Raw genomic sequence first — 24,545 nt, 5'->3', positions numbered from 1 at the left:
TATAGTCTATTTAAATGTACAGAGGATAGAGGCTTAAGCGACTTTGTATCGTTTATTAACTATAAGTTTTTTATCGATTCATCTATCAGCTAAATTAATTATTTTTTTCAGATGTATGTAGATGATAATTTGCACAGGAGTATCAGAAATGTTTTATTTCTAATTAGAATATATTTGGTACTTGTTAATTTTAATTTCTTGTGAGTTTCTAACCATAGAACCCTTGTAAAGGTAAAGATTAAAACAAAAAATTTCTATTTCATTGATAGTTTTATGTCAAGAATTTAGAATCAATAATGTGTACTAATTCCTATTGGAAAATTATCAGCTAATGAAATAAAAAAAGTGTGGTTTTCATATAAGAAACCGGCTAGATAAATGAAAATAGAAAAAAATATAAATAGCCAATTTATTTTTAAAAGCTAAAAATTGGGAAAATATAATATAAATAATATTTGACCTTTGGGTTTAACGTTATTAGTGCCAAATATCAAAAGAAAAAAATAAATAAGAACTTTTTCGAATGCTTTGTGCGCCAATTGTTTTTAGTTGTACTTTTAATTGCTAAAAAAAGAACGTTTAAACTTCTTACACCACATGTATCAACTTCTTCTTGTACTAAAAAAATACTTTTTTTTCCTCTAATCGAACGAAGTGTCATTGCATTTACCTTAAGGTACGCACTGCTCAAGGTAGCTTTCATTCTTAACCGAGCCGGTAACATGACTGGCCAATAGTGGAAGTAGCTATCGAATAACGGTGACTAGATTTTTTAAAAACGATTTTTTACTCCAAGTACCAATATTAAGTACCAACACAACTACTCTAAATGAGGAAACACAATGCGAAAATCTAAAATGGCTTTGCCGAAGTGGTTAGTACCACTTGGCGCGAGTTTTATGAGCTTAACGGCAATGTCCACTAATGCGGCAGTATGTGAGTATGTGATAGACAATCAATGGAACAGTGGTTTCGTTGCTAAGATTCGTATTACCAACGATACGAATGCTGCCATCAATGGATGGGATGTCAACTGGAGCTATAGCGGTGACAATCGCGTCTCAAATAGCTGGAATGCTACTGTATCTGGCAGCAACCCTTATACGGCAACTGCTTTAAGCTGGAATGGCACAATTCAGCCTGGTCAATCTGCTGAATTTGGCTTTCAAGGTTCAAAAGGTGCCGGCGCTGCTGAGGTAGCAACTGTTAGCGGTGCAGTATGTTCTTCTGGCGGATCGAATCCTACACCAACGCCTACCGCAACACCTACACCGACTGCGACCCCAACGCCTACTGCGACCCCAACACCAACGCCAACCATGACACCAACGCCAACCATGACACCAACGCCAACTCCAGTTCCTGGCGGCGGCGTATTTAGGGTTGATGATACTGGTAACGTTACTAAAGATGGCACCGTAATGCCTCTGCAATGTGGTAACTGGTTTGGTTTAGAAGGGCGTCATGAGCCTTCAGATGATCAAACTAACCCAAGTGGCGCACCTATGGAGCTATACATGGGTAATACCTTCTGGGTGAACAACAACCAAGGTAGCGGAAGAACGATACAGCAAACCTTTGAAGAAATTACAGCCATGGGAATCAATGTTATTCGTTTCCCAATCGTACCTCAGACTCTTGATCCTAATGATCCTCAAGGTAAAGCACCTTTCTTGAAAAACCATCCTGATGTTCGCGGCAATAATGCACGTGAGTCAATGGAAGAATTCATCAAGATAGCTGCTGCTAACAATGTTGGCGTTATTATCGATATCCACTCGTGTTCAAACTACCTAGGATGGCGTGCAGGCCGTCTTGATGCTGTACCTCCATATGCTGATGCAGATCGTGAAGATTACGATTTCCCACGTGAAGATTATGCTTGTGGCACTAATGTAGGGCCAGGAGTAACTGTTCAAGAGTATAACGAAGAAATGTGGTTAGATGACTTGCGCGAAATCGCTGGTTTACCTGCATTGTTAGGTGTAGACAACATTGTTGGTATCGACATCTTCAACGAGCCCTACGATTACACATGGGAGCAATGGAAAACCCTTTCTGAGAAAGCCTTTACTGCTATTGATGAAGTTAACTCTAATCTTCTAGTTTTTGTTGAAGGAACTTCTGGCTCAACGAACGCTGAAGGACCACAACCTCACGGTAACCCAGATATCAATCCTAACTGGGGTGAAAACATGTTCGAACAGGCTAGTAACCCGTTGAACATTCCTAAAGATCGTTTGGTTCTTTCTCCTCACACCTACGGTCCATCTGTATTTGTTCAGCCTCAATTCATGGATCCTGCACAGCCACAATGTGACGGTCTTGAAGGCGATGCAGCAGGTGATGCTGACTGTAACATCGTGATCAATCCAACAGTATTAAGAGAAGGTTGGGAAGAGCACTTCGGTTACCTAAGAGACCAAGGTTTCGCCATGATGTTAGGCGAATTCGGTGGTCACTTAAATTGGCCACAAGGTTCTAGTACCCGTGACATTAACCGTTGGAGCCACATCACAACTAATGTTGATGAGCAATGGCAAAACGCTTTGGTTGACTACTTAATCGACGAAAACATCCAAGGGTGCTACTGGTCAATCAACCCAGAGTCTGGTGATACTGGCGGTTTATATCAACACGCTTATGATCCAATCTCAAACACCGCTGGTTGGGGTGAGTGGCAAGGTTTCGATACTGCTAAGTGGAACCTCGTTCAACGTCTTTGGGCTGGTCAATAAGTAAGTTTCATGCTTGATTAGTAACTCTCCCCTGACAAGAGTGAGAGTTACTCCCATCTTTATTGCCAAGTTTTGGATTTTTCACCGAGACTTGGCATCTCCTGTTCTATTCTCTAAAGGTTTTATTTCTTGCCTTCAAATCAATGCATTCTTGAGCTTTAGCTACCATAGCGACCATCTAACCCATGTCTTCTTGATGAACTACTTGGGCGACCATCTAACCCATGTCTCCTTGATGAACTAGAACTACCATCTAACCCATGTCTTCTTGATGAACCTGCGCCATGATGGTTACTAGTTCTAGGCTGTGAAGTTCTGGGCTGTGAAGTTCTAGGCCGTGAAGTGCTTGCTCTAGGAGTGGTGCTAGTGCTGCTACCTAAAGCTGTTCTGTCCCAAGGGCATGTAGCGCTTCTGCTAACCCAGCTCTGAGCGCAGCTCCCGCATATTGGCCTTGCGCCATGACAGCTGGAGCATTTTAACTTTGCCTTGTTGGTCTTTGTTTCGTGACAGAGATTGCAAGTAAATGGTGCTGAGACAGATGTAGTGTAATACGTTGCCATAAATTCTTATACTCCTATTTTTTTATTTGTCATAATTGTCAACTCGCTATTTATGTGTAATAGAACTTAAAAAAGTTTTTTCATATTCTTTTGGGCAATATTTCGGCTGGGTGCGAATGAAATAGCCGCCATGGTAAAATTTTGAACGCTAATGAAAACAAGAGTTAGACACTTTAGGTGTAAATGAACGATATTGAATGAAAAAAAGCCTAATGATATAGGCACTCCATAAGAAAAATATCTGCAGGTATGACGAAAAGTTCTAACAGAAATGAGTGGTAGCTTAATTTTTCAGTGGTTTTTGACTAGTTACAAATGAAGCTCTCTACTCCGACGATGAAAAATTACGTACAAATACCACTTGCTAAATTATTAAATCACAAAAATTGAAACTCTAAAGTTACCTGTAAATGGACTCTTAGCTTCATCGAATAAACCGAGATATAATATTTTCTCTTTTGTAATGTCCATCATATTTGAACATTTGTTCTGTTTTTACTAACTTTTTGGAAAGATTATTTAAAGCTGCTGTCAGAGTGCTTACGTATATAAGAAAGAAAAATTATATGTGTGATAATAGACAGTGATCTATTGGACAAGTGTCTAATTTTTATTCGCTGTCAGATAAAATACTATTAGGAAACAAATATGATTTCACAACTTATTACGAAAATAAGCTCAATTGTGCTCCTATTTGCAGCTAGTGTAGCTCTCGCTTCGACGCCACAGCAAAACTCCAAATATAAAACGGTATTTGGTAAATCTAGTCAAAAAGTGAACAATGAATATCAAGCCTCTGTAAATTCTACTCCTCAGCACAGCCGAAAATATAAAGTCGTATTCGATAAATCAGGCCGAGAGTTGGACGGACAAGCTGGCAAACATGACAGCGAATATCACGCTGTAGTTAACGCCTTGCAGCCCTATATCCAGGGTGCTCGCAGCGGTAATGGTGAACATATGGATAAGGCGTTTTATGACCACGCTAAGATAACCGGCTCTATCGATGGAGAATTCTCAAGTCTCGATACTACGACTTTTAAGAATAGAATTAATGAGCAAGGCGAAGCGCCAGATGCTGACCACCGCATTGCCTGGATCGATATATCTGGACCTGCAGCGGCTGCTAAAATTGAATTTACTAACTGGAGAGGCCGAAAATCCACCGACTTTTTTGTTCTATATAAACATCAGGGTGAATGGAAAATTAGTGGCAAAGTATACGACGCTGAGTCGTAACGTTTAAATGGTTTATCCCGGTAAGCCATTAGAATAAGTTCACTCGAATTTTTAGCGTTTTGACTACGCGGCTAGAGTAAGAAGATTAACTAACATAGTATTGGATTAGCAAGTATATTTAGTATCTTCTTACTCGGTAATATAAAAGAATAAACCTTAAGTGACTCATCATGTAGTGTTTGGTACTGCAACTCAATTTATAGCCTCTTGTTAAATCATTTAATACAAATTTGACCAATCAACAAATACACTTATGTGTATCTGATACAAAAACAGGTATTGAAATAAATTATTTTTACTGGTTATTTTCAGTTCCTTTTATTTTAGAATTTTATTAGTGATCAGATTTGAATTTTATGTTGTCAAAATAATTACTTTGACAACAGTTGTAAATTATTGCTTTTATTATATATGTTCTTCCATCTTATCCTCATCCCCACTACTACGGGGTAGTGCTTAGTAGTGCTGCGTATTAATCTCTCCTCACTGTTTCAATTACTTAGTTAATTGGATTTTTTATTGGAATATAAAGTAGGAGCAAGCTAATGAAAAAATTATTAATCATAGAAAAATATATATTTGGAACTGATTCTTACGAGAAGTATTTAAATAGTTAACGATCCTTCGGTGGAATATCTTTTATTTTATCTACAAAATTTTGTATTTCTACACGTGTATATTTAGTAATAATTCTTTTTTGTGACGCTGGTTGATTTAATAAGCTAGTACCTTCTCTGTATGGTGATTTAGGACGGATAGGTCTTGGAACAAACCCACCGCCACAATTAGGGCAAACATTTTTCAATACTTGCTCAACGCAATCTGCACAAAATGTGCACTCATATGTGCAAATGCGTGCATTGACTGAATCAGGTGGTAGGTCTATATCACAGCATTCACAGTTGGGTCGAAGTTCGAGCATAATATATTCCATGCCTTATTAATTTGGACTTGGTGCTACTCAATATACACCAGACAAGTTTTATCAAAAAAGTAGAGCATATAATCAAAAAGGTTGGCGCATGTCCACTTTTGATTAAATCTTATACTTTAACGCCATATAATTATGTCGACCTGTGTCTTATATCGCTGTAATCAGAGCTATGAGATAATCCCACCCAATGAGTCTTATAATCTTGTAAAGCATACTCGCTTGAAAAGACGACGCCTTTAGTGGATGCAGATTAAGATACGATACGCGGAGTATTAGAATGTGAGGTTTTCTCATCCGTGCTTGATCCCTGCGACTCTTATGGAATAACGTAAGCTTTTTAAACAACAGGACGATGTTTCCTACTTTAGTTGCGTTACAGTCGGTACTAGGTGTGGGGCTCTTCCTTTTTAAAAAATCGTCTAGGAGATATCGATTTTATGAGGCATATAAAAATTTTAGGGACTGGAGTCGCATCGCCTCAGAAGCGTGTTGAGTCCATAGAAATTGACCGTTACCACGGCGTACCTGCTGGTCGTACAGAAGCTATATGTGGAGTCAAAAATAGAGCTTATGCTACTGATGAGTCCGCTAGCAGTTTAGCGATCGAAGCCATAAAAAATGCGATTTCTTGCGCCAATATAAGTATTGATGATATTGATTGTATTATTTGTGCTTCCGGAACTATGGAACAAGCAATACCTTATAATGCTGCGAAGGTACATGCACTTCTCAAGTTAAACAAACCTATTCCTTCTTTCGATATCAATATGACATGCCTAAGTGCTCTAATGGCAATGGATGTGGCATCTTCATTTATTGAAATAGGCCGCTACAAAAATATCCTAATTTGCTCCAGTGATTTAGCCTCTGTCGGGCTTGACTGGAATAATATTGAGGTGGGTGGTTTATTCGGTGATGGCGCAGCAGCCATGATTCTGTGTAACACACAAGAAAACATCGGCATAAAAGCTATCAACTTCGAAACTTACAGCGAGGGCGTCGATTATTGCCAGATTAAAGGTGGAGGCAGTTTGCATCATCCTTCAAAAATTCACGGAGATTATCGTTCCTATGGGCAATTTAATATGAAGGGAAAAGACCTTTATAGATTAACACTCAAAGTTATAGGGAAATTTTGTAAAGATTTATTAAAGATAGCAGATTACACTCTCGATGATATTGATTGGATCGTACCTCATCAAGCAAGTAAATTAGCGATAGAACATTTGCAAAAGAAACTATCTCTCAACCCTGATAAAGTCATTAATATTTTGTCTACACATGGCAATCAAATTGCTGCATCCTTACCGACGGCGCTTCATTATTTACTAACAAGTGATAGGTGCAAAAGAGGTGATAAAATTTTATTAATTGGTACCTCCGCAGGACTAAGCCTCGGCGGTATGATTTTGGAAATATAGCTATGGACTTTCAACTGCTGAAAGTAGGGCACTGTTTTCACCCCGAAGCGATGGTAATGAAAGGCCACTCGTGGAAAAAGATGGCGTTTCCTGCGATTGTAGCATTACTTAAGCATCCAAAATTTGGCAACATCCTATTTGATACGGGTTACGCTAAACGTTTTCTTGAAGAAACAAATAGCTTCCCTAACATTTTATATCGTATGTTAACACCGATGCATTTATGTGATAAAGAAGGGCTCATAACACAGCTAAACAATCAAAATATCGGGGCAGATGATGTTGATTATATTTTTATATCGCATTTTCATGCCGACCATATCGCTGGCTTATTGGATTATCCAAAAGCGACATTTATATGCTCTAGAATTGCACTTGAATCATTCGAAAAACGTTCGGGGTTTTCCGCTCTTATAAAAGGTTATCTAAAAGGACTTTTACCCAATAGCTTTCTTTCCAGGGCTTTATTCATTGAAGATACTAAAGCAATTAAGTTAAACAGTGTAATTTATCCATTTGATACGGGTCATGATATCTTCAGTGATGGTTCGATGTTTGCTATATCATTGCCCGGTCATGCTTGGGGGCACTATGGCTTATTATCTTTCAGTAACAACCAAGTCAATTTTTTAGTTGGCGATGCTTGTTGGACGCAAGAAGCATATAAATTTGGTGCGCGACCTAATAGACTAACGCGCCTGATTATGAGCAATGAAGAAGAATACCTGGAGACTTTAACAAAATTGACTAAGCTTTATGACAATAACAAGAGTATTAATATAATACCCTCTCATTGCCAAAAAACCTTTGAGGCATTTAACTCGTGTTGGCAAAAATAAAGAGAATTGCTGGCTTCGTTAAAGGCTATCTGATTGCAAAATATGGGCCCTATCGGTCACGTAACAGTATATTAAAAAGACAGAAAAAATTATTCAATCGACTTAAAGAGAGGACATTAAGAAAATCCTTGTTTTACAAGGTCTATCTTGAAAAAGGTATTGAGAACTTCCCCGTTATTAACAAAGAAATATTTGTTGATAATTTTAATACTATAAATACAGAACAACTAGATAGGGATGAGTGTTTAAATCTTGCATACCAATCTGAAAAAACTCGCAATTTTAATTTAAAAATTAAAAATTTCTCCGTAGGCCTTTCCTCGGGTACTAGTGGTAATAGAGGAATGTTTGTAACATCAGATTATGAACAAGCTTTATGGGCCGGCTATATTATAGGGAAATTACTTCCCTTTTCATTTAAAAAGCGAAAAGTTGCATTTTTATTACGCTCTAACAACAACTTATACGAGTCTTCTCAAGGCAAGCTAATTAGTTTCAAGTTTTTTGATTTATTTAAATCAATAGAAGAAATAGTATATGAGCTAGATAATTTTTCGCCAGATATTTTGATCGCCCCCGCCAAAATATTAAGAATTATTGCAGATAGTACTACGAATATTAAACCTTGGAAAATTATTTCCGTAGCAGAAGTATTAGAGCAAGATGATAAAACCTATATAGAAAATTTTTTCTCCAGAGAAGTAGATCAAGTATATCAATGCACAGAAGGTTTTTTGGCCACAACATGTAGCAAAGGCAATTTACATCTAAACGAAGATATTGTACTTATTGAAAAGGATTGGATTGATAAAGCATCTGGACGTTTCTCACCAATTATTACCGATTTACAAAGAAGCACACAGCCTGTTGTTAGGTACCGTTTAGATGATGTTTTAATCGAAAACAAAACGGCCTGTGCCTGTGGCTCGTCATTTTTACGCATCGATGCTATTGAGGGGCGTCATGATGATATTTTATGGTACCCAAGAAAAGAAGGTAAAGATTTAATAGCTATTTTCCCTGACTTAATCCGTCGATCAATGCTACTTGTACAAGAGTACTATGATGATTATAAAATTATTCAAGAAAAATATAGTATTAATATTTACATTAAGACACAGCATCCTCATGAGGCCAAGTCTTCTATCGAAAAAGAGCTAAGTAATTTGTTTAGTAGCGTCGGAGCCCAAATCCCGGAAACTATATTTAGAGCATGGTCTGATGAAAACCTTATGTTAAAAAGAAGGAGAATAAAATGCATAGAAAAGCCACAAATAAAAACTGGCTTATGATATTGCAAATATTGAAGAGGCAAGGTGAGTACAGGAGTTATACACTAGTTTCTAATCTCACTATCAAAGAATAGCGATAGTTCTATGTTGTCATCTTAAAAAGTGTTATGGAGTAACTATGAAGATATTAATTACAGGGGCGTCAGGTTTTGTCGGTGGCTCATTTATGCGTCAGTTCTGCGACCGGAGCGATCTTGATATATTTGGTGTAGCACGTTCTAAAAAAAATATTACTAACTATATGAGCGTGGATCTTGCAAAAGAATTTGATATCCCTTTTAAACCAGATGTCGTCATTCATGCAGCAGCCTTAGCATCACCTTGGGGGGCTAAAAAAGATTTCATAACACAGAATATTGATGTTACTAATAACGTTATAAAGTTCTGTGAGGGTAATGGTTATCCTAAGTTAATCTATATTTCTTCAAGTTCTGTCTTCTATCGTGAAGGTTCACAGTTTAATATTAAAGAAGACAGTCCCATTGGGCCAACGTTTGTTAATGAATATGCCGCGACTAAATATGCTGGGGAATTGTTAGTAAGAGAGTATCGAGGAAAATTCGCTATTTTACGTCCCAGAGCTATTTTTGGCCCCTACGATACAGTACTTTTTCCAAGAGTGCTTAGAGCTGCGAAAAAAGGCGCTTTACCGTTATTTAAAACGGAAGGAGAAGCTGCTATTGGTGATCTTATTTATATAGATGTATTGTGTGATTACATCCTAAAAGCGGCACTTAATGATGAAATCATCGGTACTTACAATTTGACTAATGCTCAGCCTGTTGAGATACAGAGCTTTTTATTAGACGTGCTAAAACGTTTAGATATCCCTAAACCAAAAAAAGTTATTAAAGCTTCTACTGCGATGAAAATGGCTACAATAGTAGAGGCAATATTTCGGTTGTTGCATTTAAAGAGCGAACCGCCGGTAACAAAATTTGGAGTAAGTGTACTCGCTAACTCTAAAACATTTGACGTTTCAAAAATGCTCCGAGACTTAGGGCCACCGATAGTGAGTGTGGATGAAGGCCTAGATAGATTTATAAGCTGGCAGAAGAATAGAGGGTAAAGTAACTATGTTTATATTAGTATTCATTTACCTGTCCCTACTTCTTTTTAAAGTGTTATCTGCAAAAAAGTACATTAGAAATTTTAATGTGCCTATAAAAAATGTTGATCAAAAAAAAATATCAATATTGCAACCAATATTAAGTGGTGATCCGCAATTAGCTAAAACATTAGAAGGCAACATTGTTAACTTTCCACAGTGTGAATTTATTTGGTTAGTGGATAAGAAAGACAAGGTAGCACAACAAATAGTATCAGAAATTAAAGCTCAATATCCTGAAGTACTAGTAGATCGACAGTTATATGATGAAGCGCCAGATGGTGTCAATCCTAAAATATTTAAATTAGAGCAAGCAAGAAAACTATGTCGTAGAGATATATGTGTGGTGCTAGATGATGATACTGTGTTATCAAAAAAAGGCTTAGCAGCGCTTGTTGAAGCTTTGGGTACCCATCAACTATCAACAGGTTTGCCTGTTTATCGAGAAGGTAATAATTTGCCATCGAAACTGCTAGCACAATTTGTTAATAATAATTCCGCACTTACATATTTATCTGTTCTACCTTATATGGAGCCTCTTTCTATTAACGGTATGTGTTACGCTATAAATCGTCAGGTACTTGATAGTTACGGCGGATTTGAACCTATCATGTATTATTTAACAGATGATTTAGCTTTCGCTAATCATGTCCAAAAAAATGGTGGGAAAATATGTCAGACTCCTTTTGTTCAAGAAGTGGAAACTAATATTTCTCGAATAAGTGTTTATATGCAGCAAATGCATCGATGGTATTTATTTGCAACATTGTTAATGCAGAGGCAGACTATAGTAACCAATCTTATTATTACTTTACTACATGGTAGCCCGTCATTATTAATGTGGTCAATCGCAATTGATTTTTTAACTTACCCCTCTGTTTTTGGAGTATTAATTTTTCTTTTTATGCTGACTGCGAGGTGGTATTTATTACTGAGTATACAAAAAAATATAAATCAAAGAAGCGGTAATTATTTCGTAATTTCGGTAATATCAGAGCTTTTACAACCATTACATCTTGTTCATGCATGTTTAGTAAGAAAAATTAAATGGAGAACAAGATATTACCGTGTATACGATAATAATAATTTTGTTAAAGTATAATGTTGAGCGATACGGAAATGAAATTTAAGCCATTGCTTCAAGTAGCTTTTATTACAGGAAAAAGTAATCCTAAAAGTTGGTGCTTAAGTCCACCACAGAAAAAATTTATTAATAGCTTGGGGTTAAAAAAAGAGGAAATAAGTCTATTAAATTTTCCTTACTGTAAGAGCTCTGAGACATTTAAACCTGTTAATATTGTTCAAGCTAGCTACGAAAATATAAAAATCTTTTGTTTTTCACAAACAAAGGTTTATAGGCAAAAGTACCTGTCTTCTGTCAGAGAGTTTTTGGATAACACATCATATACTCTATTAATATCGGGGAGTTGTGGCTTAGAATTACTTTCTAATTTAAGGTTGCCAAAAAGTTACCAGAATAAAATACACATATTTGCTTATGGGCCGGTATCTATAAAAATGCCGCCAGCTAACAGTATTTTGGTGCAAGGGGAAAAGGATTGGATTTCTCGTATATTTTTTAAGGAAGTTGATTTCCTAGTGCCCGGTGGTCATATGTCATATATGGATCAAGAAGAGGTTATCGATATTTGCAGACAATACATCCTTAAAACAAAAAGCGAATTAGGTATAACTTAGTGCGTAAGCGTATAGATTTATTAGCTCCACCATTTAGCGGCCACCTTCATCCGATACTTGCTATGGGTAGATTTTTGAATAAAGCTTATCAAGTTAGAGTTGTTAGCTCTAAGGGTGCACAAAAAGCTATCGAAGCCGCCGGCCTATGTGGTGTAGTTATAAATAATATTGATGATAGAGAACTAATTAATATTGTAAACCCTCCTTATGCAGTAGGTAGTAACCCAATCAAGCTTCATCAGCAATTCAAACATGTACTGTATATTTTAACTACGGTGTACAATGAACTCGAATCCCTTTATCAAAAAGATAGACCAGATTTACTTATTGTCGATTTTACTTTACCTGTAGGTGGAACAATTGCTTCTAGAATGAATATTAAATGGTGGACGAGCCTGCCATCTCCGTGTGTTTTAGAGTCAGCTGAAGGGCCCCCTGCCTATTTGGGTGGGCTAGGAAATGCAACAAATACCTATCAAAAAATAAGAAATGCCATCGGCCGAAAATTAATTCGATTATTTAAGATAATAGTTTTTAATTTATATCGCAAAGAAATAAATAATTTAGGTTTGAATAACCTTTATCGATCAGACGGTAGTGAGGCTATCTATTCTGAAGATAAAATACTATGCTTAGGTTTGAGTCAACTAGAATTTCATAAGAGATGGCCTCTGTCAGTAGAATTTATGGGCCCGATGTTGTATACGCCTCCCACTCAAAATCATGAAATCAAATTTTTAAAGAATAAAAAATATATTCTCGTTACTCTTGGAACACATTTACAGTGGCGTAAAGATGAAGTTTCTAAGAAAATTGCTTCCTTGGCAAAAAAATTCCCCGATATTATATTTCATTTTAGTAATGGTCATAGCCATAGTAAGCCTCATCGAAGTAAGGAGGCCGTTAACTTTGAACGCTTCGATTACATAGATTATGATAAATATCTATGTCGATATGACTATGTTATTCATCATGGTGGAGCGGGAATTATGTACCAATGTTTGCGTCATGGTATTGCTTCGGTTGTTTATCCAGTGGATTATGATCAGTTCGACCACGCCGCGCGTTTGAGCCACGCTGGTCTTGCAATCTGGGTTAAAAACCTATGTGATTTTGATAACGCATTACAAGAGCTAATCGAATCTGAGACGTTAGAATCTAACTGTTACCAGTATCAGATAAAGCTTACTGAAAAAGAATCACAGCGAGATCTAGTTCACCTAATAGATAACTATTTTAGCGCCTAATCGACGTGTTTTTTGATTAGCTCTGTGCTTATGAGATATCGTCGATGTACAGTCTCGTTTAACTTTTACTTAATCAGTTTTCTTCAGAAGTAGAATTTTCCTTCATAAAGTCTTTAAGTAGTGAGAGTAGCCTTTCTCCCTCAACTAGCACTAACTCCAAATCGTATTCGCTTTCTTTACGTGCTGCGTTTTCCAGATTTGCTACCACATGCATTAACGCATTTGCCCCCATATTGGCTGCCACACCTTTGATGCTGTGTGCAGTATCCGACAGCAGCTTATAGTCATGTCTTTGGTCTGCATCTTTTAGTTCAAGCAACTTTTCCGGTAGGGTGTCGAGTACTATCGATACTAGGCGTAAAAGTCGCGGCATTTTGTCTCGCACTCGCTTAAGAGCCGCCGCTCTATCCCAAATCTCCTGATTAGCACTTTCTTGTTGTTGCGAATATGTGTTGTTGATGTATTTTTCACTAGTCTCTGATGACTCTATTAGTATTGAGCCGAGCGTTGTTCGTAAGGTTTCAGGATCAATAGGCTTGCTAATAAAGTCATTCATGCCCGCTTGTCGACATTTTTCACGATCTTCCGGTTGAGTATTCGCAGTGAGAGCAATTATAGGAGTAGCACTATTTGTCGCTTTACACTCGCCTGCGCGAATATGCCGTGTTGTTTCAAAACCATCCATTACCGGCATTTGACAATCCATAAGAATTACATCAAAGGTGGTTTGTCTTTTATTTAAGGTATCCATTGCTTCAACGCCATTATTTGCCAAAGAACATTCAAGCCCAAGGTCTGATAATAGTCCTTGGATTACTTCTTGGTTGACTAGATTATCTTCGACTACCAATATACTTCCTTGTAGCTTCGGCATATTGCCTTCAGTTATTGAATCACTTTCTTGGTTATTTGTGTTCAGCGCATGCTTTAATGTTTGTGGGCTTACGGGCTTGAATAGATGTAGGTTCCTGCTAGCAGGAGGGGTAGCACTTACAGGCTTGCCTAACGTATCATCCATGGCAGAGCCGAGGGTAATAACTTTAAAGGGGGGTGCTTTAAAATATTTAATAAGTTGATCGCAATGATAGTCGCTCCATTCTGAACTTGTCACAATAAGAAGCCAAGGAAAAGCAAAAGTGATTTCGCGTATTTTAATCTCAGCTTCGTTTAAATCTCTAGTAGCAATACAGTGGTTATCGAGTTCCCAAATGTCTAATTGTTTTTTTATCAATAGTCCATGCAAATCATCGGGTTTACTCAACACTAGCACGGAAATGTCCTGGAAGTTATGAGTCTGTTCTACCGCAGATTCAACACGTAATTTTACTTTAAAACAACTTCCTGAACCGGGTTCGCTAGTAACGCTGATCTGTCCTCCCATTAATTCACATAAGCGCTTAGTTATTGTCAAACCAAGACCTGTGCCGCCAAAATGTCGTGTTGAAGAATCATCTACTTGAGTGAAAGCATCAAACAATGCCTTTTGATGTTCATTGGCTATCCCCATACCTGTATCTTCTACTTCAAGTATTAAGAAGCAAATATCACCTTGAGTTTCACTCCAGGCCCGAACTATCACGTGCCCTTTGTCTGTAAACTTAATAGCATTGCCTATGAGGTTTGTTAGTACCTGACGCACTCGTAAAGCGTCTCCTTCAACCTGACAGAGTTTGAGCCGCGCCATGTCCAGGTATAATTCTATGCCTTTTTCTTCCGCGGCTAGACTCATAGAATCGGCGATGTCTCCGATAAGGTTAATGGGGTTAAACGGTTCATGGATGATCGTAAATTTGTTTGCTTCAATCTTCGAAAAATCTAAAATATCATTAATTATCGCTACCAGAGAATCCCCGCTGGATTTCGCCAACTTAAGTTTTCTTTCCTGTTCCTCGGATAAAGGTGAATTTAAAACTGTCCGGAGTAAGCCCAGTATGCCGTTAAGTGGTGTCCGCATTTCATGGCTCATATTTGCTAAAAATGCATCTTTGGCGCCTAAAGCTTGTTTTAGCTCTTCATTACGCTCTTTTAGGCGTCGCTGTAATCTAGCGTAGGAATAGGCCAACGAAACCAGAATTAGTGCACTGAACACAAAGGTTACCCAAGCGAATATTGCGTCAGCGATGTTATGAGAGGGGGCGAAGAATATGTGCCCAAGTAGTTGTTGTATTCCGGCTGCGACTGTTGAAAATAATGCAAAGTAATAGTACTGACGAATAGGTAAGCGGAAAATCCCGAAGATCATGACGATAAAAATCAGGAAATAAAAGGGTACGCGAGGAGTTGATGTCAGGCTCATGGCAACAAGTGTAGTGATTGTGGCCCAGGTCATTTGTTGATAGGTCAGTGAGCCGTCAGCCCAATGTCTTGAGATTCCACTGGAAATTATTCCTACGAACACACCGCATCCACTCCAAAAGACAAGCAATATAAGAGTTAGTGCAGGCACTTTGACAAATGAACGATCCGTTATATGAGCATGGATAACAAGCGCTGTAAGGATAAGTGCACCCGTGAGCGCAAGTCCCGTATTTTGCAACCAAATTTTTTGTTTTCTATCCATATCACTTTCCATCACTATGGTGCATTAAGTATAGGGCCTTATGCAGAATAAATATGCAATGGCCTAAAGTTATATAGTCGGCCTTTAATATCTATGAACTGGGTATAAATACACAACAGGTCAATAATATTAAGGAATACAAGAGATAGGGGAGTACAAACAAACCTTTGTGACTAAGTTCATGTTTTAAATTGTTATTAAAATGGTGATGATTGGGGAGTAATAGTCCTGTTAAGCTTTGTGAATCGCATCATTTATTTGAGATTTTCTATGAAACTATTAACCCTTGCAAACCCTGGTCTATTGCGACGAATATGTTCTAAAGCTGTTATGCCAATTTTATTCATATGTATGAATGAAGCGCTTGCAAGCAACGAAAGTGAAAAATTTAAATCCTATTGGTACTCAGGTGAAGCAGAAATTACATCATACAAACTCAAGCAAGCACGTTATGGTGAACTTCGTGAAGGCTCAGCTGTATTGGTGTATGTAACCGAGCCCTTTCTAGCCGATAAACAAGTTAAAGCAGATTACGATAGACCTGATAATGTCTCGGTACTCAAGCTCAATACGACAAAAAAATTCCTTACTGGCCTTTATCCCTATTCCATCATGGCGAGTACTTTCCACCCAGTGGCCAATAAGCAGCATGCTATTAAAGTCTCGACTAGTACTCAGGAATGGTGTGGTAATTCATTCAGTCAATTGAATAATCGTGAGCTATTTGACATAGCATCCTACTCGTATTTTGAGCAAGACTACGACCGTCAAATTAAGCTTGAAAAAACACACCTTGAAAACGAGTTATGGACTAAGCTACGTATCGATCCAGGTAGCTTACCTGAAGGTGACTTTAAAATAATACCCTCATTAGAGTATCTTCGTTTGCGCCACAGAAAAATACAAGCTTACGATGCCACTGCATCTTTTAGTGAGAATAATGGTATTCGTACATATACTCTTCGTTATAGAGATATTGAAAGGCAGCTTGAAATATACTATGAACCGGCTTTCCCCTATCAAATTCTTGGCTGGGAAGAAACTTATATTAGTGGTTTTGGTAAAGAAGCCAAAACGATGACTTCAAGTGCAAAGAAAATAAATACTATCAAATCAGATTATTGGAAAAAGCATGGTAATAAAGACTTACCATTACGTAAGGAATTAGGGTTGCCAATAAACTAGGTTTTGTTATTAACCTGCCAGGTTAACAGTGGTAATTCATTTGCGTTATTGTAATCATGACCAGGCTCAAATAAATATGGATGGCACTGAATTTCATAAAGCATTGTATGCTTATGCAATGTCTGTTAAAGCCAGAAGTAAAATCCTGAGTTATGTAGCAGGTAGTGATCATACTACTTGCGTTATTTCAGGATTGGTGGAAGTTGATTAATTTCTAATATAATAAGTATAGTTTGCTAGCAGTGTTAAACTATTATATGAAATAACCTACGGAAGTAGGAGAAATAGCCAGACAAGTAATGTTTCTAGTATTGTCTGTAGAGGTTACATTCACCACTGAAGTATTAATATCTATGGCGCTGCACGATGATGAAAAAGCCTTTCTCGCACTGAAGGACTCCCTAGACTCATATTCGGTTATCAGTGATGAGACGTGGCGCGATTTTAAAAGGATATCGACATTTCGATCACTAGCAAAGAATTCTTATCTTTATAGAGCCGGTGAAGTTCCTAAGTCTTTCGCTTATATCTATCGAGGCTTGATCCGTGGTTTTGTTTGCGATGAAAAAGGTAATGAGTACAACAAAAATTTTTTCCAGGAGGGGCAGTTTCCTGGAGCTATGTCGGCGCTACTATCTTCTATGCCATCTGCCCTCGCTTTTGAGGCGATTGAAGATGCCCTCATTGTCGAAATAGATTTTTTAGCCTATAGGAAGTTGATGATTGAAAAAGAAGATCTAAAGCTATTTCAAATCTACTATTTGGAAAAAAATTGGTTATTGGAAAAGGATGCCCGTGAAATTCAAATCGTTCAGGAAGACGCAACTGCACGTTATTTACGCTTTATTGATCAGCATCCTAACCTTGTGGAACGCCTGGCCCAATATCATATTGCCTCTCATCTTGGTGTTACGCCAACCCAATTAAGTCGTATTAGAAAAAGCCTTTAATCAACCTATGTAAATGCCTTCGTCTCGGCATCTCCCTATTCTATTGCATGCCTTGCAATCAGGCAGCATTGCTAGCTAAACACATGAAGAATTGAGAGAAATGGTATGAATGTATTAGATGCACTAAATTGGCGTTATTCCGTAAAAAAATTTTCGGACGAGAAAATCTCCGCTGTAGAATTGAAAGGCCTACTCCATGCAGCGTGTCTAAGTGCCTCGTCCTATGGCCTGCAGCCTTATAATATTATTGTGGTGGAGGCTATGCCTATTCGAGAGCGTTTACTGCCATTTTCTTATGGACAGGACAAAGTCGCTCACAGCTCACATTTACTCGTATTTGCTGCACATACTCATATAGGTGATGCTACGGTAGATCGTTACATCGATAAGTATGCGAGAGTTTTAAATAAATCTCCTGACGAGCTTATAAAATTTTCGAACCATATGAAGTCAGCGTTGGCGGCGAAAACACCGGAGCAACGACAAGAGTGGGCACACCAACAAGCATATATTGCCCTCGGTAACTTGTTGACTTGCGCCGCTATTATGAAAATCGATAGCTGCCCTATGACAGGTATTGATAGTACCGGCTACGATGCCGTATTAGGCTTGAGTGAAAAAGGGCTCACTACCTCGGTGATATGTCCCATTGGCCGTCGCCACCATGAGGATGTTCAGGCATCTCACCCTAAAGTCCGATTTGATTATAATGAAATAGTAATGGAGATCTAAGGTGAGTTATTTATCCCTACTGGCGCTGGGAGCGGGTGCTGCTATTGCTATTCAAGCTGCTATAAATTCACAATTAGGCGTATTGCTGAAAAGCTCTATGCTTGGTACTAGTATCGCCTTTTTAGTCAGTTGCATATTTACAGTATTGGCTATGGTAATATCAATAAAACAGTACCCGCAAATGAGCGACATTAAATCTGTCCCACTATATTTATGGTTTTCTGGAGGGGCTTTAAGCGCTTTCGGAGTTGGCATGTTTTATTACTTGATTCCCAAAATGGGCGTAGGTTCGATGATGTCTTATGCTCTCTCGGGGCAAATTATGATTGCCGTTATTGTTAGTCACTTTGGTTGGCTTGGGTTACCGATGAAGCAGATAGATGGGCTGAAAGTGTTTGGTGTTATTTCTCTTATCACTGGCGTCATATTACTTAATTGGGAGCCTACTTATGGACATGGATAAAACTAATCTCGCAAATCTAACCGGCCTATGGAAAAAGTATGGTGCGCAGCCTATTAGTAATGACGCTGTGCCATTGCAATACACTAATTTAGCTTGGCCTCATCGCTGCTGGTTTGATGTGGGTATAGATAATCTGAACCATGCAAACTATAGTACATGGTTGGATAGAGTCCCCCAATCGGCAATTATACCCTTATGGCCGATGATAGATGCGAGCATACATTTACAGAACGAGTCATTAGAGAAGCAGTTGTTGGAACAAAAATGGAGATGTACCTTTGAACAAAAAGCTATGTACATGGAGCTGCAAGACGCCGACACCTATTCACCTCCAATACGCGTCGGATTTAGTGTAAGTCTTGTACGCACCTGTGAAGATCTTAAAAAATGGGTAAATATTGGCAGTGAAGCCTTTGCTTATTCTATTGACTATTCCGTGGTCGAAAATCTAATTGATGATGGAGATATAAAAATAGTATTGGGGTGGCAGGGTAAGCAGGCTGTCGCAGCTGCACTGTTATATAAAACATACGATATTATCGGCATACATCAAGTGGGTGTTAAAAAGGCTTTTCAAGGCCAGGGCATTGCTAGGTATCTGATGCGATATATTATGGAAATGTGTGTTCTGTGGCAGGGTAAATATGTGGTTTTGCAGGCATCTCAATCGGGTCAACCATTGTACGAAAGCTTAGGCTTTAACTCACAATTCACTATTAAAAATTATCAGAGAGTATGAGCATCTTCATCTGAAGGCCTGTCACCAGGCCTTTAAAAGATGTCGGTTACTCTCCTTGTTCAACAGTCGACGAACCTTCACCGCGAGTTTTGAATTCCATGCGCATCGGTAACAGTTCTATAAAATTCTTTAAATAGTATTGTGCTTCTTGTTTTTGTCCCATGTGCTTTAGCATTGCCCCTTTATGAAAACTAAGACCAGCTTTCACAAAGTTACGTGCGGCTGGGTCAAGCCGACTGAGATAAGGGTCAACGTCTGGAGGTGTAGCTGACTGCAATTGGTCGAGAAAGTCGATGAGTTGCCGGTCGATAAACCATTCAGTTTTGCCCGCGCGAGCATTACGGTGACTAATTGGTGCTTGATAATCAATAACAGGGTCGTTATCAGTATGGATCGGTCCTTTGGGAATGATTTCTAAGCTTTCACTGAGGTTGCCTGCATAGAACGGCAGTGTTACAGCTAGAAAGGTGGTTTGATTTAGATTGGGACGATTGCTCAAGTACCTGCCATTACGCATAATTACACCGGTGTTCATCGGGTCTGCATCCACCGAACCAACTAATGCTAAAATAGGTTTATCTACAAAGAAATCGCCACGCCATACACGAACCTGTGGAAAGACATCAACAAATGTACGAGTGATAGTCCAAAATTCTGCACTGGTCACTTGGTATAGAGGAATCCACTGTACATAAATACCCCCAGGCTGAAGACGATCCCGCGCTGTGGCGTAATGATCTCGGCTGTAGACATTGCCGACTCCAGCTCGCCAAGGGATAAATAAATCTGCAAGGATGGCATCATATCGCTTACTGCTGCCACGAAGCTCGTTGCGTCCGTCTCGGGCTATAACTTGTGCTCGTTCATTGGTAAACAAGCCTAATGCGTATTCATTAAAATACTGTGCTCCGGCAGTGATCACCTCAGGTATTAGTTCCGCCACAGTGATTTCTTGGCTAGGTAATCGCAATCCTGCTCCTGCTGTAATTCCCGTTCCCATACCCAAGTAAAACAAGCGTTTTGGCGAAGGGTGAGGCATTAATGGGATAAAAGTTTGATTCTGCTCGTGTTCAATCGCCGCTGAGCTGCCTAATGCATAGTAGTTGTTAACCTTAATACGCCGAGAGCCCTTAAGATCTATTACAGAAACAGAACCGTGAGACCCCTCCCAAGATGCTAAGAGTTTTTCTGAGCCTTTCAAGCGGACACCAGGGAAAGTAGAAGGATCGGCAATTGTTACGGCAAGAATAAAACTCAGTATTGGAACGGCTATGAGCCGACGAGAATTCCCCAGTGCCACCCAGGCCGCAAGCAGAAAGTAGCTAAGAGCAATCAACTGAATACTGCGCCATAAGCCAAATGCACTTAGCAACACAAAGCCGGTTAGTAGCGAACCGACTATAGCCCCAGCAGTATTAATGGCGGAAAGTCGTCCCAGAACTTTCCCTGGTTCGCCGCTACTTTGAGCAACACGCAGAAGATAAGGAAACACACTGCCGACTGCAACCCCGGGGAGAAATAGTACTAATGCAGCACCACTGAATACTGAGAATAAATAAAGCGACCATTGTTCGCCCGTGCCTAGATAGCGCATACCGTTGGTAAACTCGTTGAACAAGAACGGGGTCGCCAATGCACCGATACCTGCTAGGGTTGCCAAAAACGACAGCACGCTCCAAGACGAAATATTTGTACGTGTAAACAAGCGTGCGATAAATGCACCTACTGATAAAGCAGCCAAAAAGATGACTAGAATAATTGAAAAGGTGTAAACCGAATTTTGCAAAACTTGTTGAAACATCCGTGTCCACAGTACTTCAAGAGCTAGTGCCAACATACCAGAAACGGCTGCGGCAACGATCAGTTTTGGTGTAATTAGCGACACAGATTTAACTGAAGTAGGTGATGACTTGCCCTTCGTCATTTGTTCAGAGGAAGCAGGTGGATACTTTGTCGAGTAAGGAGTGCGTCTTGCCAGAATCCAAGCGATAGCGCCAATAAATAAAGAAGCTAATACCGCAACAATATAGGCGCCATTAAAGCCGAGCCAAGCTGGTAGCCAGAATCCGGCAGCTAGTGCGCCTGTGGCAGCGCCAAGTGTATTTATTCCATACATGACCGTGCCCACTCGGCCAAGAGATTCTCTGGTTCCGACAATATATTGCGACATCAAAGGCAGTGTGCCACCCATCAAAATTGCAGGAGGTAAAAGTACGCTAGCTGCCAGCAGCATTTTAGCCAGAAGCAATAAGTTTGGTATATCGCCGAGCGCTTCGTGAAGTGGTGTATAGATACCGGCGTACACAAACATTAGGCTGAAATACAAAATACCAGACAGACCAACCCCTAGTTCAAGGATTGCATATTCCTTTAGTGGTTGTGCAACACGCGGAGCACGGTAACTCCATACGGCACCACCAATGGCTAGACCGCCAAAAAATACTGCGAGAGTCCCAGCAGTTGCATAGGATGTAGCGCCAAAGAGTAAGGTAAGCTCACGCATCCACAATACTTGATATACCAAGCTGGAAAATCCAGAAACAAACAGCAACCCAAGTAAGATGAACAAGTCGCGGGAGCTTTGTTGTACTTTAATGCCCGTCTTCAATGTTAAACCTCAAGCAAATGAGCCGATTCTACGGCTTTTTTCATTGCAACACCATTAACCGGATGTAGAGGCTCGCGAATTTAGCTGAGTATAAAAGCTTGGGATCTATCAAATTAGAGTAGCTGGCGCTGACTTGGTAACGAAAGTTAGATACCAAGTTTCTACTATATTCTAGGTTAGCGCATCCCTTGAAATGTATGTGTATTATGAGACAGTAATGTTAACCTAAGAGTTGGTTAAGTAGAGCAGTGGTTTATAAAAATATCCGTAGTTTAGTTGGCGCACTATCTCATCACCAGGCAGTGAAAAAAATATCTGCAAATTATATATATTATTTTTAAACGTTTTCCATTGGCAGTTATTCGTTTGGCGTTTTTAACTTCTTTTCATAATCATAAAATAAAAAATCGTATTCTTGTAGACTAGTGATGCGGACTATCGGCCTAAGTAAATAAATGGTAATAAAGATAGCAATATTGTTAACATATTAATTTTTATTGAAAATAAATTTTTCTTTATAATAGTCGCTTCCTCTAAATTCAACATATAAAAGACTTTTGCTAAAGGAATAACTATGCCTTTATATTGCTGAGTCGAGAGTGTCACTTTAATTGTTGTTTTCTCCTGCCTATATTTTAGTGCCGTTAATATCCTACTCCCTTAGGAGTTTAGGTGGGAGTTAATAATCTCCAACATTTAATATTATTTATTAAGGGTCGCAAATGCTTCAAAATTTTATTAAAGTCATGCTCCTATTTTTCTCTGCTTTGTCATTAAACGTCACAGCACTAGAAAATTTTTCTTCTTCAGACTACAGTGTAGAGTCTGGTGATTCTGTTACATTAACTTTTTATGATTTTTCACCGAGTCGCTATTGGCCTCAAGCCTTTAATATATATGTAACCAAGCCTGGCAGCTCTAGTCGAGTCGCTGTTCAAACCGGAGTGACAGGTAACACTATAACAACTACCTTATTTGGTGCCGGTACACATTATTTTGAGGCAGAAGTTTGTGATACTGATACAGGTGACTGTGGGTCTGAATCATCGCTACAAATTAATGTTACTCCCTCATCATTGCCAAAGCCTGTTATTAATATCGACTATCCTTCGGGGATTTACGCCAGAGATACATTTACACTCGAAGTTACGACAATGTATGCTGTTGATTGCACGATTAAGTATGCTGCTAATGGCACACCACAACCATTCGGTAATTATCTGAAAGTTGAAAGGCTTACATACGGTAGTCCAGGTACTTATGTACAGACGGTTGCCTGTGATGGCCCTGGCGGCAGCAGTACTGAAAATCATACCGTCAGAGTCTTTTCACAAAACCCACCAGCCGGCCCACAGATCAGAAGTTTTCTTAATGGAGATGTTATCAACGGGCAATCCACATTGTTTTGGAGTTCAATCAATACTGATCGATGTACTTTAAACAACGGTCGCACGACAGCTACAGTTGGCACATCAGGTATTAATTATCCGGTTTCTATACCCTTTGGCGGCTTGACCTTTACGCTTTCGTGTTTCCAAGGTAGTGCAAGTGTCAGTAGGGAGCTATACGTCCCAAGACCGCCTATCAGACGGCTTTCATGTGATAAACACTGTGACTTATCTATAAATGTTACTAGCGCTGATGCAATCACTGAAAATAGCTTGATCGAACAAGATACAATTGCTGACAATAGAAAAATATTTGTAGGTGAGCATTATAATGAGCTAAATCGTTTAGGTATCGATTTGTCAGCGCCAGAAGTTACTTTTAACTCTCCAGACTTAAATGATGACGGTTATGTTGACTTAGTAGTTTATATGGCGACTCAGCAGCGAGCTTATGTATTAATTAGCAAAAATGGAATATTCGACAGCATTGATGCTACTGCCAAAGGAGTTAGCGACCGACTATTAATTAATAGTATACATGTGGATGGCCAAGGCAAAGTCATATTAGAGATTGCGCCGAATATAGTTATCGATCAATAATAAATGTCGAGTAATAAAAAAGCCCGGTGATAACCGGGTTTTTTATTATTAGTTTTAACTCGTCCTTCTATTAAATTAGGCCGCTATCTTATTATTTCTAATAACCTTCAACTTATCTCACAAAAAATAAATAAGAAAACAATTTTTCCAAGCCAGGTTGGCGCTTATAATGATTGAGGCTGCTATTAAGTCCAAGAAGAGGTTAGTGTTACCTTTTAACTCGCAGGCCACCAGTAAAGTTAAG

The 24,545-nt window shown here is 38.9% G+C and carries 18 protein-coding genes; 15 read left to right on the top strand and 3 right to left on the bottom strand.

The window, feature by feature from the left end; genetic code table 11:
* Positions 1-842 precede the first annotated feature (842 nt).
* Together BVC89_RS27920 and BVC89_RS27915 are read left to right on the top strand one after the other, a co-directional pair.
* Positions 843-2,738, top strand: coding sequence for a cellulase family glycosylhydrolase (locus BVC89_RS27920; RefSeq protein WP_086934362.1), 1,896 nt, complete (start codon positions 843-845; stop codon positions 2,736-2,738).
* A gap of 1,208 nt (positions 2,739-3,946) precedes the next feature.
* Positions 3,947-4,537, top strand: a complete 591-nt coding sequence (locus BVC89_RS27915; RefSeq protein ID WP_086934361.1) for a nuclear transport factor 2 family protein — start codon at positions 3,947-3,949, stop codon at positions 4,535-4,537.
* Between the two features lie 613 nt (positions 4,538-5,150).
* On the opposite strand, the gene BVC89_RS27910 is transcribed toward BVC89_RS27915, so the two are convergent.
* Complete coding sequence (locus tag BVC89_RS27910) at positions 5,151-5,459, bottom strand: DUF1272 domain-containing protein (protein WP_086934360.1); 309 nt, start codon at positions 5,457-5,459, stop codon at positions 5,151-5,153.
* Positions 5,460-5,908: 449 nt separating this feature from the next.
* On the opposite strand from BVC89_RS27910, the gene BVC89_RS27905 reads away from it, so the two are divergent.
* The 7 genes from BVC89_RS27905 to BVC89_RS27875 all read left to right on the top strand — a co-directional run bounded on the left by BVC89_RS27905 (position 5,909) and on the right by BVC89_RS27875 (position 13,076).
* Entirely contained in the window at positions 5,909-6,892 is a 984-nt protein-coding gene (locus tag BVC89_RS27905) for a 3-oxoacyl-[acyl-carrier-protein] synthase III C-terminal domain-containing protein (protein WP_086934359.1), read from the top strand.
* A 2-nt stretch (positions 6,893-6,894) separates the two neighbouring features.
* Positions 6,895-7,731, top strand: a complete 837-nt coding sequence (locus BVC89_RS27900; protein ID WP_086934358.1) for an MBL fold metallo-hydrolase — start codon at positions 6,895-6,897, stop codon at positions 7,729-7,731.
* Positions 7,716-9,023, top strand: coding sequence for a F390 synthetase-related protein (locus BVC89_RS27895; protein WP_086934357.1), 1,308 nt, complete (start codon positions 7,716-7,718; stop codon positions 9,021-9,023). Before BVC89_RS27900 ends, BVC89_RS27895 begins: the two co-directional genes overlap by 16 nt.
* A 118-nt stretch (positions 9,024-9,141) precedes the next feature.
* Positions 9,142-10,092: an NAD-dependent epimerase/dehydratase family protein gene (locus BVC89_RS27890; protein ID WP_086934356.1), complete on the top strand. Its 951-nt coding sequence runs from the start codon at positions 9,142-9,144 to the stop codon at positions 10,090-10,092.
* A gap of 7 nt (positions 10,093-10,099) precedes the next feature.
* Complete coding sequence (locus BVC89_RS27885; protein WP_086934355.1) at positions 10,100-11,233, top strand: glycosyltransferase; 1,134 nt, start codon at positions 10,100-10,102, stop codon at positions 11,231-11,233.
* A 17-nt stretch (positions 11,234-11,250) separates the two neighbouring features.
* A complete protein-coding gene (locus BVC89_RS27880; RefSeq protein ID WP_158658169.1) occupies positions 11,251-11,829 on the top strand; it encodes a hypothetical protein in 579 nt (192 codons plus the stop codon).
* Complete coding sequence (locus BVC89_RS27875) at positions 11,829-13,076, top strand: glycosyltransferase (RefSeq protein WP_216825061.1); 1,248 nt, start codon at positions 11,829-11,831, stop codon at positions 13,074-13,076. Before BVC89_RS27880 ends, BVC89_RS27875 begins: the two co-directional genes overlap by 1 nt.
* A 73-nt stretch (positions 13,077-13,149) precedes the next feature.
* Here BVC89_RS27875 and BVC89_RS27870 read toward each other — a convergent pair whose 3' ends face one another.
* Positions 13,150-15,636 (bottom strand): ATP-binding protein, encoded by a 2,487-nt coding sequence (locus BVC89_RS27870; RefSeq protein WP_158658168.1) that lies wholly within the window; start codon positions 15,634-15,636, stop codon positions 13,150-13,152.
* Between the two features lie 270 nt (positions 15,637-15,906).
* On the opposite strand from BVC89_RS27870, the gene BVC89_RS27865 reads away from it, so the two are divergent.
* The 5 genes from BVC89_RS27865 to BVC89_RS27845 all read left to right on the top strand — a co-directional run bounded on the left by BVC89_RS27865 (position 15,907) and on the right by BVC89_RS27845 (position 19,705).
* The gene (locus BVC89_RS27865; RefSeq protein WP_086934352.1) at positions 15,907-16,821 is read left to right on the top strand and encodes a septum formation inhibitor Maf; all 915 of its coding nucleotides are present in this window, start codon (positions 15,907-15,909) and stop codon (positions 16,819-16,821) included.
* A gap of 299 nt (positions 16,822-17,120) precedes the next feature.
* The gene (locus BVC89_RS27860) at positions 17,121-17,771 is read left to right on the top strand and encodes a Crp/Fnr family transcriptional regulator (protein WP_245929261.1); all 651 of its coding nucleotides are present in this window, start codon (positions 17,121-17,123) and stop codon (positions 17,769-17,771) included.
* A 105-nt stretch (positions 17,772-17,876) separates the two neighbouring features.
* Positions 17,877-18,503, top strand: a complete 627-nt coding sequence (locus BVC89_RS27855) for an NAD(P)H-dependent oxidoreductase (RefSeq protein WP_086934351.1) — start codon at positions 17,877-17,879, stop codon at positions 18,501-18,503.
* A 1-nt stretch (position 18,504) separates the two neighbouring features.
* Entirely contained in the window at positions 18,505-18,966 is a 462-nt protein-coding gene (locus tag BVC89_RS27850; RefSeq protein WP_086934350.1) for a DMT family transporter, read from the top strand.
* Positions 18,953-19,705 carry a GNAT family N-acetyltransferase gene (locus BVC89_RS27845; RefSeq protein WP_086934349.1) on the top strand — a complete coding sequence of 251 codons (753 nt, stop codon included), beginning with the start codon at positions 18,953-18,955 and terminating at the stop codon, positions 19,703-19,705. Before BVC89_RS27850 ends, BVC89_RS27845 begins: the two co-directional genes overlap by 14 nt.
* Positions 19,706-19,751: 46 nt before the next feature.
* Here the strand turns inward: BVC89_RS27845 and BVC89_RS27840 are convergent, their stop codons facing one another.
* Positions 19,752-22,313: a fused MFS/spermidine synthase gene (locus tag BVC89_RS27840; protein ID WP_158658167.1), complete on the bottom strand. Its 2,562-nt coding sequence runs from the start codon at positions 22,311-22,313 to the stop codon at positions 19,752-19,754.
* A gap of 722 nt (positions 22,314-23,035) precedes the next feature.
* On the opposite strand from BVC89_RS27840, the gene BVC89_RS27835 reads away from it, so the two are divergent.
* On the top strand, positions 23,036-24,301 hold the full coding sequence (locus tag BVC89_RS27835) for a hypothetical protein (RefSeq protein ID WP_086934347.1): 1,266 nt from the start codon (positions 23,036-23,038) through the stop codon (positions 24,299-24,301).
* The last annotated feature ends 244 nt before the right edge of the window (positions 24,302-24,545 follow it).

Source organism: Agarilytica rhodophyticola (assembly GCF_002157225.2).
GTDB classification, from domain to species: Bacteria; Pseudomonadota; Gammaproteobacteria; order Pseudomonadales; family Cellvibrionaceae; genus Agarilytica; species Agarilytica rhodophyticola.
The sequence above is the reverse complement of the archived record's forward strand: the minus strand, read 5'-3'. Positions and strand labels throughout refer to the sequence as shown.

Excerpts from the sequence above, each read along its gene's own strand:
- BVC89_RS27920 (WP_086934362.1), top strand. The coding sequence starts at position 843 with ATGCGAAAATCTAAAATGGCTTTGCCGAAGTGGTTAGTACCACTTGGC.
- BVC89_RS27915 (WP_086934361.1), top strand. The coding sequence starts at position 3,947 with ATGATTTCACAACTTATTACGAAAATAAGCTCAATTGTGCTCCTATTT.
- BVC89_RS27910 (WP_086934360.1), bottom strand. The coding sequence starts at position 5,459 with ATGCTCGAACTTCGACCCAACTGTGAATGCTGTGATATAGACCTACCA.
- BVC89_RS27905 (WP_086934359.1), top strand. The coding sequence starts at position 5,909 with ATGAGGCATATAAAAATTTTAGGGACTGGAGTCGCATCGCCTCAGAAG.
- BVC89_RS27900 (WP_086934358.1), top strand. The coding sequence starts at position 6,895 with ATGGACTTTCAACTGCTGAAAGTAGGGCACTGTTTTCACCCCGAAGCG.
- BVC89_RS27890 (WP_086934356.1), top strand. The coding sequence starts at position 9,142 with ATGAAGATATTAATTACAGGGGCGTCAGGTTTTGTCGGTGGCTCATTT.
- BVC89_RS27885 (WP_086934355.1), top strand. The coding sequence starts at position 10,100 with ATGTTTATATTAGTATTCATTTACCTGTCCCTACTTCTTTTTAAAGTG.
- BVC89_RS27880 (WP_158658169.1), top strand. The coding sequence starts at position 11,251 with ATGAAATTTAAGCCATTGCTTCAAGTAGCTTTTATTACAGGAAAAAGT.
- BVC89_RS27870 (WP_158658168.1), bottom strand. The coding sequence starts at position 15,636 with ATGGATAGAAAACAAAAAATTTGGTTGCAAAATACGGGACTTGCGCTC.
- BVC89_RS27865 (WP_086934352.1), top strand. The coding sequence starts at position 15,907 with ATGAAACTATTAACCCTTGCAAACCCTGGTCTATTGCGACGAATATGT.
- BVC89_RS27860 (WP_245929261.1), top strand. The coding sequence starts at position 17,121 with ATGTTTCTAGTATTGTCTGTAGAGGTTACATTCACCACTGAAGTATTA.
- BVC89_RS27855 (WP_086934351.1), top strand. The coding sequence starts at position 17,877 with ATGAATGTATTAGATGCACTAAATTGGCGTTATTCCGTAAAAAAATTT.
- BVC89_RS27845 (WP_086934349.1), top strand. The coding sequence starts at position 18,953 with ATGGACATGGATAAAACTAATCTCGCAAATCTAACCGGCCTATGGAAA.
- BVC89_RS27835 (WP_086934347.1), top strand. The coding sequence starts at position 23,036 with ATGCTTCAAAATTTTATTAAAGTCATGCTCCTATTTTTCTCTGCTTTG.